The sequence below is a fragment of the Exiguobacterium sp. s152 genome, from assembly GCF_018618335.1.
Taxonomy (GTDB): domain Bacteria; phylum Bacillota; class Bacilli; order Exiguobacteriales; family Exiguobacteriaceae; genus Exiguobacterium; species Exiguobacterium chiriqhucha.
Window position 1 is genome coordinate 87,086 of the sequence record NZ_JACSLX010000005.1, and the last position, 13,518, is coordinate 100,603.

Sequence of the window (13,518 nt, forward strand, 5' to 3'; positions counted from 1 at the left end):
TTTTGCTTAATAAATGAACGGGATCAAGCGTTTACGTGACTTGGCCCACGTCTGATACGTCACACCGAAGTGAGATGTCAACATTTTCTCCTCGATATGGATGCGCCATAAGAGAGCGAGACTCATCAAACATGTACCGACGAGAGCAATCGTCCAAGGCGCGAAAAAGAGTGAAAATCCGAACGTGATAAATAAGAGCCCCGTGTAGAGGGGATGGCGTAAATAACGATACGGTCCCGAACTGACGAGCTCATCCGCGGGCCGGACGACGACGTGGCGGGTGAACTGATGGCGCAATTGTCGGATGCCCCAATAGCGAAGTGAGACACCGGCGATGAACCCGCTAAGGCCGAGCAGGCGTTGCAGTGTGGCCTGACGTGTATCGGTCCAAACAGAAAGTCCGATCGAGATAGCGAATACGGTAACCATCATCAATGAGACGATATAAAAACTAGCGTGCTCACTGGCACCATCGGTCGGTTCGGACCGGTTTCGGTATCGCCAAATTTCATATAGCCAAGCGACCGAGGTGAGAACAAATAATCCATCGAGCCAATCCATAACGTGCCTCCTTTTTCAATACCTTCGATGTATTACCCGTGTCTTCCTCCTCACTAACGTGCAGGAATCGAAAAAACGTCTCGCGATGTGCGGGACGTCTAAGAAAGCCTAACGGGCATTAGCAAGCAAGGTTGCGGCGGCCTGCTGGGCAGGGGGCGCTTCTTTTAGCTCATCCTTAATCAAATGGTAAGTGAGACACATCGGTTTTTCGGTCCGGGGGTCACGCCCGATGATGGCATCGATATGGAACACTTGTCTGAGCACGAGCGGACAAATGACTTCCTCAGCCGAACCGGTCGCGAGCACCTCGCCGTCTTTCATCGCAACGATATGATCGGCAAAGCGAGCGGCCTGGTTCAAATCGTGGAGCACCATGACGATGGTCCGCCCTTGCTCTCGATTGAGCGTTTCGAGCAGTTCGAGCACTTCGAGCTGATGGGCCAAATCAAGGTAAGTCGTCGGTTCATCCAAGAAGATTAAATCGGTCTCTTGGGCGAGTGCCATCGCAATCCACACGCGTTGACGTTGTCCCCCAGACAGGGCGTCGACGCTGCGGTCTTTATAAGCGAGCGTCCCGGTCACATCGAGTGCCCAATCGATGACTTCATGGTCATGTTTCGAGAGGCGTCCAAATCCGGACTGATAAGGGAATCGACCGTAGGAGACGAGTTCGCCGACGGTCAAGCCGCCGGCACCTTCCGGCGTTTGCGGCAAGATGGCCATTTTACGGGCAATCTCTTTCGTATTACATTTCGCGATATCGGCCCCGTCTAAATGCACAGCGCCAGCAGATGGAGAAAGAATCCGTGTCATCGCTTTTAAGAGCGTCGATTTTCCACAACCGTTCGGTCCGATAATCGTCGTGATTTTATGGTCGGGAATCGATAAGCTCAATTGTTTTACAATCGTCTTGTCCCCATATCCGACCTCGATATCCGTCGTATGTATCCGTGACATGTTGGATTCCCCTTTCCGTAAATGACGCCCGTGATAATGATTCTCAATATCGAGTTTACTATAGCAAGTGCGACACATCGTGTCAATGTTTGTTTGATGTCAAAATAGATTGTCGAGCGGTCTAATTCGCGGTATAGTGAATGAGAATGAGAATCAATGGCGCAGGAGTTTTGAGGAAGGGTGAGGACGATGAGCGAACAGGACCTATATGATGTAACGATTATTGGAGGCGGACCGGCCGGGCTATATGCGACGTTTTACAGCGGATTGCGGGGGATGAAAACGAAATTGATTGAGTTTCAACCGCATCTCGGCGGGAAAATCCATGTCTATCCAGAGAAGATGATTTGGGATGTCGGGGGTGTCACGCCGACGACCGGGGCTCGACTCATCGAACAACTGGTAGAACAAGGCTTGACGTTCGACCCGACCGTCGTGCTCGGAGAAAAGGTCGAATCGATGACGAAAGATCACGATGGCCATTTCGTATTGGATACGACGCACGGGCAACATCGATCGAAAACGGTCATTGTCGCGACAGGAAGTGGTATCCTGCAACCGCAGAAAATTGATATTAGCGGAGCGGAGCGCTTCGAGGTCTCCAACTTACAATATACGGTCAAATCGCTCATGGCGTTCAAAGGGAAGACGGTGTTGATTTCGGGTGGCGGCAACAGTGCGATCGATTGGGCCAACGAGCTTGAACCGATTGCCGAGCGTGTCATTTTGACGTATCGAAAAGAGGCGCTTAAAGGACATGAGTCGCAAGTCGATAAGCTCCTCTGTGGGCGTGTCGACTGTCGATTGCATACGCAAATCGAGGATTTGATTTCCCGGGACGGGACGACGATTCATGCCGTCGCTCTCGTCGATTGCGGAACAGGCGCCCGCGAGGTTGTGGAAGTGGACGAGGTCGTCATCAATCATGGGTATGAGCAGGATACAGCGCTTCTCGGGGAATGTGAGCTTCAAGTCGAGATGGTGAACGATTTTTACGTGAAAGGCAATGCGAGCAGTGAGTCGTCGGTGCCAGGTCTATACGCAGCGGGCGACATTTTGACGCATGAAGGGAAAGTCCATCTGATTGCGGGTGCTTTCCAAGATGCGGCCAACGCTGTCAACCGAGCGAAAACGTTCATCGATCCGGATGCGACGAAAACCGCAATGGTATCATCCCATAACGAACGATTGAAAACGAAGAACCGGGATATCATCGAACAGGCATTACAAAAGCAGTGAGGGGAGCCCTCACTGCTTTATTGTTGGATAATCACATAGTTCGACGATGACGCCTCCGGAATGACGGGGGTCCATATAGATGAGGCGCCGGCCTTTGGCCGTCGTCCGCAACGTGTCCTCTAAAAAAGTTACACCGTCACGTTTAAGTGACTCGATTGACTCGTCCAAATCCTCGACGCGATAGGCGATATGGTGAACACCTTTACCACGCGCTTTCATGAAGCGAGCGATTGGGCTGGTCGGACTCGTCGGCAATAATAGTTCAATTACGTCGTCACCCACGTGGATGACGGCAATCTCCGTCTCGACGCCGATGGCTGTGTTCGTATAACGGTCGACCAACTTTCCTTGTAGAACGGTCGTGTAAAATGCGATCGCCTCGTCTAAGTCACGGACGGCGATTCCGGTATGGTCAATGTGCATGGTTGTTCCCTCCTCTCGCTCTAGTTTGACGAAACTTGAACAAATTGTCACTTCACAACGTTTTGTCGGAATCCGATATACTAAAAGAGGGAGGGACGGCGAAATGAACGGAAAGATCACTCTTGGATTGGTCAGCGCGTTCGCGCTGGTGTCATTTGTGTTTGGACTCTCACTTGCGACGTTTGTCGACTATCGGATCAATGAAGAGCAAGTCGTTCTGGAACGCTTGACGACCCATAAAAAAATTGGTCCATCTGAACTTCTATCCACAGAAGTGGACTTTCACTTGAACGGTTCGAACTACGCCCTGCGGTTTACAGACGAGCCCCACATCACGTACTGGTTCAGTGTGACGGATCGTGAAATTCAGTTCGACCGGATTGAATCGTTGGACCGACGTGATACGGGTCTTCGGACCAATCTCTTTGAAAAGATGCCACCGCTCGCGATGGATTCGACAAACGCTGCCGAATAAAAACACGAAACGAACGAGTCTGATTGACGGACCGCGGACGTTTCGTGTTTTTTTTATTAATCCGTTCGCGCTGGAGTCAAATACTTCAATAATGTATAAGTGGATGATGGCGTTGGACGGGCACCTTGCTCGTATAAAGCGTGCAGGACGTGTGTCTGCATCGAAGTGGCAGTGACACTCATCAATTCTGTCTTTTTAAATTTATCATAGTATGATTGCTGAAAAAATGAGATGCCTTCTTGAGTAAATTCTTTTTGGCCAACGATATGCAACTCGTGGAGGTACAATCGACCTTGCTTAATCTCGCCGTACATCGTACCGACCACAGTGCCTTTCCATTTTAACGAATAAAAGATTGTTTGCCTTCGATGGAGCATATCAAGTGTCCGAGCCGTAAGGGGGACGGCTCCAGGCAAGAGCCAGAAATATTGATTTCGTTTTCGTAACCAATCTCCATGCGTCTCGGGATACTCTATACAAAATTGCCATTGGTCAAAAGTTGTTTTTGTGTACGGAACGAAAGGGAACTCAAACGACGTCGCCTCGAGGTGGGGAAGAAATTCAATGTCCTTGAAACCATTCAACAAATTGTCTGGTGCGTCAGTTGGGAGAGTTACCGAAACCGTTGTGTTGTGACGAACCTCTAATCGAAGTTGGAACAAGACCTGATCGATTAAACCACTTAACATCATGCGATTTTTGCAAGTGGTGTCGCTCAAGCGAATCAAATGCGAGGTTTTGAAATCCTTGCAGTCAACTGTGACAGCGGCGACTGGCTTGTTACGAAACCACCCGGTATAGTGGTAGCAGTCAGCAGGCAGACAGAAAAGATGTGGAAGTTGACCTGCTGGATAGAGAGAGTGGAGCATGGACCGTTCGTGGGGCTTGAGTTGTCGGCTTTCTTTGACGATAAAGGTGTGCTTCATGAAAGCAACCTACTTTCTACAGTTATTGGAACACCCTTAAATTGTAAGCGTTACCACTTTAAAATGCTCGTATTAAAATGATGAACATTATTTGGTTAAAATAGGGATGAATTTAAGGCGTTTTCCTGAGAGTCCCGTTTGAAAAGAACAGGAGAATGGCTTCAGAAATAGGTTTGTATCAAACTGAATCGAAAAAAACAAAACTAGATCTTTTAAACGGAAATGGGTGTGAGAATTATTTAACTGGGGGGGGAACGAAGAAAACCGTGTCATGACTTTGAAATCGACATGCTATAATTGATGTAAAGAAACGAACCGAGGAGACGACTATGCGATATTTGACAGGCTTGTGGTTGATAGTAGTGCTGTTGGCGGGGACGCCGCTCGTGGCTCAAGCGGATACAGAAGAACCGATTGTGGTCCACGAGAATGTCATCGTCGACGAGGCGGTAGAACTATATGAGGGGTTTCGCTCCCCGAATGAGATGGTCTTTATTTTTGTGCTGATCGTGCTACTGTCCGTCATCGGTCTTGGAATCATTAATGCCATCGAATAACGTGAAAACGTTCACAAAAATGCAATATCTAAAACGGAAGCGGTTTCAAATCTGATTTATACTAAACGTGTAGGAAGGAAGTTCTGCACCAACTTCCCCTCCTTTTCAGATGAACACCCCTCGTTCATATCATGTATTGGAGTCAACCGACGATGTCGATTGACTCCCTTTTTTTCGTATGCAGCATGAGGTTACAACTGGATGCGCTTTTCTTTGGCGAGACGACGCAATCGTTTCGTTTCATTCGTATGTCCATGACTTTCAAGCATATTGACATACACTTTGAACGGTTCAGAACGATGCGAGAAGAACGGGATATATTCGGCGAACAATTTTTGTTCGGCCTCAGATAACAAGCCACGTTCGACGAGCAATTCTAGCTCGAGCATTTTTAAAGCTTGATAATCGGCGAGCGCATTATCGTCTGTCTGGGCTTTCGCTAACGTACGGTCGCACAACGCGGTGAGGCGTTCGTGGAGCAAGTTCCATTCAGCTATACTATACGATTGCTCGAGGAGGGTCGAGAGCAAATCGACCCGGGTGGAATCGACATCTTTTGGGACGTGGAGCGCGGTATACAAAGACCGATCAATCCAAACGGCAGGGGCGGGGGCGTCGAGTTGATAATATTGAATCAGTTGGGATAACATCGTGGTTTGAGACAATTTTAATAGTCGAAACGGGTCACTTGTCGTGAATAGAGGTTCTTCTCCCGCTGAAGACGACAGCAACAAAAACATTTCTTCATACATCGTCCGAGCCTCGGGCTCATCGTCAGCGTAATGGACGAGGTCGCGAATAATCTTTTTAGCGTGAATGTACCAGTTTTTTTGATCCCGTTCACTCATCACTTGATTGGGCACTAAATATAAATGGTCATATGCCAATTCGACAAAGCGCTCAGCGAGGATGATGGTCTGTGAGAGCGAATGACGTTCGTCTGACGACTTTTGTTCTTTATAGCGCGTGAACTGGCTGACCATAAAGTCGATATCTTTCTCTTCAATCACGGTTTTTGGGATGTTGCGATACATCTCGACAATTACATCGCGAAGCGTGGCTTCACCGTATTGTTCCAGCAACATCCGTAACTTCCCGATACGCATTAGCTCTCCCTCCTTTCGAGAGGACGTCGAACAATCTATCCATCCACAGATGGGCAGACACCAATTATTATTCCTTTCCCGGTTTCGATTCAAAACAACCATTCCGTCTCATGCTTAAGACGGATTTTTGCGCTAACCGTTGTCAGAATAGCGTTTGTCGATGATAATGTAGAAAAATCTAACCATACTAGAGGTACAGCACATGAATGACGATCAACACTTATCACGTGTCGAACGACGGAAACGGGAGCTTGAACGCGAACGATTAACCGAACAAGCCCGGCTAGACGAACAAGCTCGACTAGATGAAGAGGCTCGACACGAGACGCATCAGCACCAAGGGCATGAAGCAGACAAGTTAAACAATGATTCGAATCGGCCGACAGATCCAGGACAAGGCGAGCATCCGTTTTTAAATCGTTCGGACGAACCCTCGTCGGAACGAAAGAAAAAATCGCTCAACGTCAAAAAACCGAAACTAAGTCTTCCCTTCGGTAAGAAGCGTAAGTCGAAGCCGCGCCGAGATGAACGACGTGAGCCTAGACAGAAAACACGAGAGCCGGAACGGACGCACGTCAAACGGGAGACGGCCGCTCCGAAGGAAAAACCACGCCGTCGCAAATGGAAAGGGAAATTGCTTCTCGTTCTGTTGCTCTTGATGATTGGGGCCGGCTATATGGCGACACGTCCGGTCACGTTCCTCGTCATGGGCAGTGATGCCCGGGTCGGAGAATCGTTATCAGGATCACGGACCGACTCGTTACAGCTGATGGAATTCGTGCCGCGTTCCCGCACTGTCCAAAACGTCTCGATTCCACGTGACACGTATACGGCGATTCCTTGTGAACCAGAGCGAGAAGGCGATAAAATCACCCATGCCTTCGCCTATGGCGGTGCTGACTGTACCGTTGGAGCGGTAGAGGGATTGACCGAAGCGTCTGTCGACGGTCAAGTCGTCATCACGTTCGAAACGTTCATGGAACTGATTGATTTGGTTGGCGGCGTCAACGTGACGGCGACCCACTCGTTCAGTGAGAAAGGCTTCAATCAGACGTATGAATACACGGAAGGTGTCTCGTACGCCATGGACGGAGATATGGCGCTCGCCTATGCTCGTCATCGGAAAACAGATACGGATGGGGCGCGATCGAATCGACAGACCGAGGTCATGTCAGCCGTCGCCGATAAATTGGCCAGTCCAACAGGCTGGACAAAAATCCCGGCGACGTATCGTTTCATGAAAGACGAGATGGGACTCGAAATGAATCCGTTGCAGATGGCATCGATCGGAATGACGATGGTATTACAGCCGCAGGTGGATAAACTTCAAATCGAAGGAGAAGACGCCAACATCGATAACGTCTATTACTATCAACCGACCGAAGCGAGTGTTCAAGCCATTCGTGACGCCCTCGACTTGACGATGTGGGGAACGGTGAGATAATTTCGCGAAAAGGGTTTGATTCCGTTCCGAAAGAGGAAATTTAATCAAATGAACTACTCTTTTGAGGAGGGAAATTTGAATGAAAGTTTTAGTCATTGGAGCAACAGGAGAGATCGGGAAACGTGTATTGAAAAACCTGGCGAAAACCCATCAAGTGACCGCTTTAATTCGTTATCCTGAACTACAAGCAGAGTACGAGAAAATGGGTGCACGCGTATTGACGGTTGATGTCGAGACAGAACTCGAGAAAAAAGTACATGAGGCGACAAACGGACAAGATGCCGTTATTATCGCGGCAACTGCCGGCGCGGATGGTTCGATCGCTGAAATTGAACTACTTGACCGAAACGTTGCGATGAATGCCATCGATGCCGCCAAGAAGGAACGAGTACGTCATGTCATCTTACTCAGTGCCTATGGCGCCGATCAACCGAACGCTGCACCGAAAGAACTCTTCAACTTTCTGTCAGCTAACAATGCCGCTGAGGAGTATATCGAACAGAGCGGTTTGAACTATACGATTATTTGCCCAGTGACCATTGTCGATGAACCGGGTAAAGGTTCAATCGAAGCATCAGAGGACTTGAGTGATGCGGATGGTGCGACCATTTCCGAAACGGATGTCGCGACGATCATCACCGCTTCGCTCGATAATCGTGGGTTGTATGGCCGTCGGATCGAAGTGAAATCCGGCAGTACCCCAATCAATGAAGCACTCGATTTTGACAGTCGTGGAGAAGTGGCGACAGGTGGCAGAACGACGCTCCGTCGACCACAGCGTTAACGAAAAACTGGAGGAGAAGGTGTCTTGATGGAACGAAAACTGTATAAAGATCCGTCGAATCAAATGATTGCTGGTGTTTGTTCGGGACTCGGGAACTACTTAGGTGTCGATGTGACATTGATGCGAATCATCTTCGTCGTTCTCGCCCTATTTGGAGGTCCAGGTCTTCTGATTTATATCGTCCTCGCCATCGTCATGAAAAAACCGCCTTCAGAGTATGAGGCGGAGCAAGACAGTCGCTTTTAACAAAACGTGCTGACCATAGCGGTCAGCACGTTTTTTATTCCATATACAAGGTGTAAGTCGCTTCGAACGACTCGCCTGGTTCGAGCAGTTGCATGTCTTCCTTATGGAGGATGTCTTTCCGGTGCCCTTTATAGTCGGCATGTCCGAACCACGGCTCGAGACAGGCGAACGGGGCGTCGGAATGTGGAGGTGACCAGATGCCGAAGTGGGTGAACTGGGGGGATTCCATGACGATGGCCCGGCCGCTCGGCTGATGCCGGAGCGCCGCGTATTCGATTTGTTCAAAGATAAGGGCGTCCTGGTCGAACAAATGATGCGTCAACGGGATATAACGACGTTCCCCAAGCGGTTGATAAGCACCCGTCAAGTAAGGTCCTTCGAGCAAGAGACGGTCGAGTGTTCGTGTCTCCCCAAAGTCAATCGTATAGTCTTCGAACGTGCCCCCGGCAAACGGAATGTTGAAGGCCGGATGTCCGCCGATGCTGAATGGGAGTACGACATCATCCCGATTGAAAACGTGGTACGTCACATTCAACTCTTCGCCGATCAAGCGATAGATGACGTTCAGTTCGAATGAGAACGGATAGTGTTTACGGGTCTCGATCGAATCACGAAGAATGAACCGGACGTGTGTGTCCGAAGCCTCGGCGACCTCGAACAGTTCGTCTCGTGCAAATCCGTGTTGGCTCATCGTGTATGTCAGTCCTTCATATAAGTAGCGGTCGTCAAGCATCCTTCCGACGAAAGGGAATAGGATTGGGGCTTGCCGCCCCCAATACGTCGGGTCGCCTTGCCAAAGGAGCTCCGTTCCTTCGACTTTCCAACTTGTCATTTCGGCGCCGTGCGCTTTTAGGGTGAGGCTAACTTTCTCATTGTGAAGTTGCAAGATAGTTACTCTCCTTTGAATGATGTGATAAGTTAAGTTTAGGAGTGAACAGTCCACAGAACAAGGGGTAAATCATGCGATTTCATAAACTAGCAATCAGTCTCATCATGGCCGGCCTCATTGGAGGATTGGCTTATAAAGGTTACGACGAGTACAAGACGAGCCAAGCGAGTGAGCTGACGGTCGAAGTCGCCACGGACGACGGCGTGCTCGGCGGTCTTGAAGTCGGACAGCGGGCGCCACAGTTCGAGCTCGAGACGACGGAAGGGCAGTCGGTGTCCCTCGCCGACTATGAAGGGCAACAAGTCATCCTGAACTTTTGGGCGACGTGGTGTCCACCGTGTCGGGAAGAGTTGCCAGAGTTGATTGAATTCGGCGAAGATACAGGCATCCCTGTGCTCGGGGTGAATGCGACGAAAAACGAGCGGCTCGGTAAACGAGACGTCGATGCGTTTTTACAGGAAGTGCCGGTCAGTTTCCCAATCCTATTGGACGAGACGGGGACGGTGGAGAAGACGTATCGTGTCGTCGCGCTCCCGACCACCTACTTAATTGGGCCAGACGGCATCATCACGGCCAAACAAGTCGGACCGGTCGATTTCGACTGGCTGCATGACCGAACGAAATGAACGGACAAAGACAGACTGGAAAGAAACCGGTCTGTCTTTGTCTACTTTTTATAATGTTGTTTAATCAGCGCATCGAAATTGGGTGTCATGTCTTCTTCGAGATAGTAATGGTGGTTATCTCGAATGATGGTATCGCCAACACGTGCTTCTGATGGCAAGAATCGTCTTGGGATAAAGCTCGAGCCGTTGTTCCAACGTAACACGGCATACTTCCCTTCGACCCGCACCAACGTGCCGTACTTGATCATGCCTCTTCCTCCTCAACGAACAGCTTTCTGTCTCTTTTATTCTTATAGAGTGTATTCCCACATTCCACAAAACCTACACATATTTGCGCAAGGCTAGACAAGCGAAAGTAAAAACAGAAGCGTGACAAAATTGTGAAGAAAGTTAGAAGAAAACGCTTTCTTTTTGATTTGTTTTCTTCTATAATGAAGGCACGGGGTGATTATGACGAATTTGTGAACAATGGGGGTATGGTCAATGTTTTCATCAGCTATGATTGGATTGCTCGCTGTCACCGGCGTGACCATTTATGGGATTGACCGTATGTTCACGGTCCGTTCAGAACGCGTCACAAAGAAATAGGTCTACATAATAGGGGGGGATCGCAACGTCTTGGGGAGACGTTGCGATTTTTTTGCGTCAATAATCTTGTTGCCGCGACTCGCGATCTTTTGCTTTTTGCTCGACGTGCTTCCGATTACGTTCATGGACGCGCTGGAAGAAAGCGTGTTCGGGCCAATGCGGAGACCAGACGCGTTCTTCTGGCAAGGCGAGAATATATTCTTCGGCGGCGCTCAGTCGCTCCATCATTTTGCTTCGGTCGTCACACAAGTCGCCGTGGCCAGGAATGAGCCACCGAATCTCATACTCGTAAATGGCTGCTTGGAGTTTCTGCAACGACGTCAAATATGCCTCGGCATCGTGTTCGATGAACGGCGGCTCGATGTTGGAGGCATAATCGCCACATACGAGCAGACGTAACGGTTCGATGATTAAAGACATGTGGGTCGACTCATGACCAGGCGTCAATAGGAACGTGATGGGCGTAGAACCGAGGGCGAGGGTACCATCTTCCGAAATCATAATATCAACAGCAGGTTTGATGATGGGACGATCGATGTAATACTGTTCGTAGAACGATTGAATCTCATCGAGCTGAGAACTCGCATCCGTCTCGACGAACGCTTGAGACGCGATGACGGTGGCATCAGGAAATGCATAAGCTCCGATGATATGGTCGTAGTGCTGATGCGTATAGATGACATACAGCTTTTTCCCCTGGCGTCGCAATTCGACATCCCGGCGAATCGTGGCGATTTCTTCGGGCAACCAGGTCGGATCGATCACAATCAAGCTCTCGTTCGTTTCAATCAATGTTGAAGTCGTGCGCATCAAAGCACTCTCGTAGACGGTGAACGGTTGAAGACGTACTTGAATCACAGGAATCCCTCCTTTTTATCTCCCATCCTTTTCCCGAATTACCGTCATTTAAGCGTTGTCGAAATCGGTGCTATTATGCTGAAAAACAAAAAAGCAGAACGTCGAATGACGTTCTGCTTGGTGCACGGGACACCGTGCGGTTATGTGTGCGAGCAAATTCTCGCGTATATGTCGGTAATTGGAGCGGGTGAAGAGAATCGAACTCTCGTCATCAGCTTGGAAGGCTGAGGTTTTACCATTAAACTACACCCGCATATGAAATTTTAAAATGGAGCGGGTGAAGAGAATCGAACTCTCGTCATCAGCTTGGAAGGCTGAGGTTTTACCATTAAACTACACCCGCGAAACGCTTAACGTTACGGTAATATAATAGCACAGGATTTTAGCTTTGCAAACCCTTTTTTGAAAAAACATTGGTTGTTGCGGCTAGGTTGTCTTGCTAAGATAATAGAGGAGAGGAGTGGATGGGGCATGAGTGAGCGTAAATCCTATTTACGGATGATGAGCGAAGGGTTTCGGATGATGAAACAAGCCAAACAAATCGACCAGGAGACGAAGCTCCGTCAATGGACGTTCTCGATTCGCCACGAGTCGGACTGGCAAGTGATTCTTCGAACGGAACGTTTGAAATGGGTCGGCCCGGCGACGAACGAGTTCATCGTCGAACCGCTGACCGTTCAAATCGGGCCGCTACAGCTCACGCGTCATCTCGAGACGAACGAAGTACGTTTGAAGATCGAGGAAGAATGGGGAATTGAAAGTAAGGTCGTCTGTGACGACCAAGAGTGGGAACGATTCGTCGCATCGCTCAAACAATTGAAGGGGGAGTAGTCGTGAGTCGAGAAAGGCTATATCGGATTGAAGCGGAAGCCCGGGGCAGTGCCTGGCGGGCCCGTGTATTGACCGGCATCCAACGATTCCGCTTTTTTAAAGGGGAATTGCTCGCACCGACTGAACGTCCTTATGTCGTCTTGAGCATCTCACAAGACAAGCAGGCACTCCCCGATTTGATTGAGACGGATATGGGGGTGTTGCTCATCCATGAACGAATCGGTCCAATTTTTATGAATCTATGCCCATACGATATTCAGTTTGTTCGAGTCGAGTTGCACACGAGCACTGGGAAGACGGATCAATATTGCGCACTCAACGTATTGCGTCGCTTCGAAATTGAGCATCTCGAAGATTCAGGCGAATATCGACCGTTAGACCCGGACCGACTCTATTTTTTATCACATCAAACCGTACGATTGAACTTATTCGGGCACATGATTGCCCAAGACCAAAACAGTCAACGTCTTTACGTGACCGAGCGCCTCAAATATGCGCTCCAAGCGAAGATGGTGACAGGTCTAGCATTTAAGAAGACGAAGGAGCAAACAGCATGAAGGAATACGAGATTGACGGTTGGATCCGTCTATCCTACCCAGAACACTTTGAATACAATGAAGAAGAAGACCATGTCAGCTTTTATTCGGTAGAAGCCGACGCCCAAGGGACGCTTCAGATGTCCATCTATGAAGCCGAGGAAGCACAAGCGCCGAGCGACGCGGCTCTCCAAGAGTTGAACACGTTTTTAGGCGAGTTCCCGATTGACGTCAAAGTCGCACCGAGTGTCACGACAGACGCAGGTGGTATGACGACGGCCTATGCGAGCGGAATCGAAGATGGGATGCATCTTGACGTCTGGTCACTTACAGACGGGAAACGACTTTTATTTTTGACGTACGTCACCGATGAAGTGACGAATGAGAAAGTAGAGATTGAAGCAATCGTCGACTCAATCGAATGGACATAACAAGAGACACGCGCCATCGTCGGCTGCGTGTCTCTTTGTGT

General features: G+C 49.3%; 18 protein-coding genes and 2 tRNA genes. 10 read left to right on the plus strand and 10 right to left on the minus strand.

The window, feature by feature from the left end:
• Positions 1-6: 6 nt before the first annotated feature.
• Together KNP72_RS10460 and KNP72_RS10465 are read right to left on the minus strand one after the other, a co-directional pair.
• The gene (locus KNP72_RS10460; protein ID WP_021065269.1) at positions 7-561 is read right to left on the minus strand and encodes a methyltransferase family protein; all 555 of its coding nucleotides are present in this window, start codon (positions 559-561) and stop codon (positions 7-9) included.
• A gap of 108 nt (positions 562-669) precedes the next feature.
• On the minus strand, positions 670-1,518 hold the full coding sequence (locus tag KNP72_RS10465; RefSeq protein ID WP_051627751.1) for an ABC transporter ATP-binding protein: 849 nt from the start codon (positions 1,516-1,518) through the stop codon (positions 670-672).
• 189 nt (positions 1,519-1,707) lie between these two features.
• Between KNP72_RS10465 and KNP72_RS10470 the strand changes: the two genes are divergently transcribed.
• Positions 1,708-2,757 carry an NAD(P)/FAD-dependent oxidoreductase gene (locus tag KNP72_RS10470; RefSeq protein ID WP_214833210.1) on the plus strand — a complete coding sequence of 350 codons (1,050 nt, stop codon included), beginning with the start codon at positions 1,708-1,710 and terminating at the stop codon, positions 2,755-2,757.
• 9 nt (positions 2,758-2,766) lie between these two features.
• On the opposite strand, the gene KNP72_RS10475 is transcribed toward KNP72_RS10470, so the two are convergent.
• Positions 2,767-3,180 (minus strand): VOC family protein, encoded by a 414-nt coding sequence (locus KNP72_RS10475; RefSeq protein WP_029596069.1) that lies wholly within the window; start codon positions 3,178-3,180, stop codon positions 2,767-2,769.
• Positions 3,181-3,283: 103 nt separating this feature from the next.
• Between KNP72_RS10475 and KNP72_RS10480 the strand changes: the two genes are divergently transcribed.
• The gene (locus tag KNP72_RS10480; RefSeq protein ID WP_029596068.1) at positions 3,284-3,655 is read left to right on the plus strand and encodes a hypothetical protein; all 372 of its coding nucleotides are present in this window, start codon (positions 3,284-3,286) and stop codon (positions 3,653-3,655) included.
• Between the two features lie 56 nt (positions 3,656-3,711).
• Here KNP72_RS10480 and KNP72_RS10485 read toward each other — a convergent pair whose 3' ends face one another.
• On the minus strand, positions 3,712-4,581 hold the full coding sequence (locus tag KNP72_RS10485) for a hypothetical protein (RefSeq protein ID WP_214833212.1): 870 nt from the start codon (positions 4,579-4,581) through the stop codon (positions 3,712-3,714).
• 347 nt (positions 4,582-4,928) lie between these two features.
• Between KNP72_RS10485 and KNP72_RS10490 the strand changes: the two genes are divergently transcribed.
• The gene (locus KNP72_RS10490) at positions 4,929-5,138 is read left to right on the plus strand and encodes a hypothetical protein (RefSeq protein WP_242686691.1); all 210 of its coding nucleotides are present in this window, start codon (positions 4,929-4,931) and stop codon (positions 5,136-5,138) included.
• Between the two features lie 191 nt (positions 5,139-5,329).
• Here the strand turns inward: KNP72_RS10490 and KNP72_RS10495 are convergent, their stop codons facing one another.
• Positions 5,330-6,244, minus strand: coding sequence for a hypothetical protein (locus KNP72_RS10495; protein ID WP_214833214.1), 915 nt, complete (start codon positions 6,242-6,244; stop codon positions 5,330-5,332).
• A gap of 202 nt (positions 6,245-6,446) precedes the next feature.
• Here KNP72_RS10495 and KNP72_RS10500 point away from each other — a divergent pair, with 202 nt between their 5' ends.
• The 3 genes from KNP72_RS10500 (at position 6,447) to KNP72_RS10510 (ending at position 8,718) form a co-directional block, all read left to right on the plus strand.
• Positions 6,447-7,688 (plus strand): LCP family protein, encoded by a 1,242-nt coding sequence (locus tag KNP72_RS10500; protein ID WP_214833216.1) that lies wholly within the window; start codon positions 6,447-6,449, stop codon positions 7,686-7,688.
• A 79-nt stretch (positions 7,689-7,767) separates the two neighbouring features.
• Positions 7,768-8,472 carry an SDR family oxidoreductase gene (locus tag KNP72_RS10505; protein WP_214719842.1) on the plus strand — a complete coding sequence of 235 codons (705 nt, stop codon included), beginning with the start codon at positions 7,768-7,770 and terminating at the stop codon, positions 8,470-8,472.
• A gap of 27 nt (positions 8,473-8,499) precedes the next feature.
• Positions 8,500-8,718 (plus strand): PspC domain-containing protein, encoded by a 219-nt coding sequence (locus KNP72_RS10510; RefSeq protein ID WP_021065279.1) that lies wholly within the window; start codon positions 8,500-8,502, stop codon positions 8,716-8,718.
• 34 nt (positions 8,719-8,752) lie between these two features.
• Here the strand turns inward: KNP72_RS10510 and KNP72_RS10515 are convergent, their stop codons facing one another.
• Positions 8,753-9,661, minus strand: a complete 909-nt coding sequence (locus KNP72_RS10515; protein WP_286038433.1) for an aldose 1-epimerase family protein — start codon at positions 9,659-9,661, stop codon at positions 8,753-8,755.
• A gap of 17 nt (positions 9,662-9,678) precedes the next feature.
• On the opposite strand from KNP72_RS10515, the gene KNP72_RS10520 reads away from it, so the two are divergent.
• Positions 9,679-10,233: a TlpA disulfide reductase family protein gene (locus KNP72_RS10520; RefSeq protein WP_214719843.1), complete on the plus strand. Its 555-nt coding sequence runs from the start codon at positions 9,679-9,681 to the stop codon at positions 10,231-10,233.
• Between the two features lie 41 nt (positions 10,234-10,274).
• Here the strand turns inward: KNP72_RS10520 and KNP72_RS10525 are convergent, their stop codons facing one another.
• The 4 genes from KNP72_RS10525 to KNP72_RS10540 all read right to left on the minus strand — a co-directional run bounded on the left by KNP72_RS10525 (position 10,275) and on the right by KNP72_RS10540 (position 12,022).
• Positions 10,275-10,481, minus strand: coding sequence for a DUF3006 domain-containing protein (locus tag KNP72_RS10525; protein ID WP_016508383.1), 207 nt, complete (start codon positions 10,479-10,481; stop codon positions 10,275-10,277).
• Positions 10,482-10,878: 397 nt separating this feature from the next.
• On the minus strand, positions 10,879-11,679 hold the full coding sequence (locus tag KNP72_RS10530) for an MBL fold metallo-hydrolase (protein WP_214719844.1): 801 nt from the start codon (positions 11,677-11,679) through the stop codon (positions 10,879-10,881).
• Positions 11,680-11,858: 179 nt separating this feature from the next.
• A tRNA-Gly gene (locus tag KNP72_RS10535) sits at positions 11,859-11,932 on the minus strand.
• 16 nt (positions 11,933-11,948) lie between these two features.
• A tRNA-Gly gene (locus tag KNP72_RS10540) sits at positions 11,949-12,022 on the minus strand.
• 128 nt (positions 12,023-12,150) lie between these two features.
• Between KNP72_RS10540 and KNP72_RS10545 the strand changes: the two genes are divergently transcribed.
• The 3 genes from KNP72_RS10545 to KNP72_RS10555 are packed head-to-tail and all read left to right on the plus strand — an operon-like array spanning position 12,151 to position 13,477.
• Entirely contained in the window at positions 12,151-12,510 is a 360-nt protein-coding gene (locus KNP72_RS10545; protein ID WP_214719845.1) for a hypothetical protein, read from the plus strand.
• Between the two features lie 2 nt (positions 12,511-12,512).
• The gene (locus tag KNP72_RS10550) at positions 12,513-13,067 is read left to right on the plus strand and encodes a hypothetical protein (RefSeq protein WP_214719846.1); all 555 of its coding nucleotides are present in this window, start codon (positions 12,513-12,515) and stop codon (positions 13,065-13,067) included.
• Positions 13,064-13,477, plus strand: coding sequence for a hypothetical protein (locus tag KNP72_RS10555; RefSeq protein ID WP_214719847.1), 414 nt, complete (start codon positions 13,064-13,066; stop codon positions 13,475-13,477). The genes KNP72_RS10550 and KNP72_RS10555 overlap by 4 nt, the downstream gene beginning before the upstream one ends.
• Positions 13,478-13,518 lie beyond the last annotated feature (41 nt).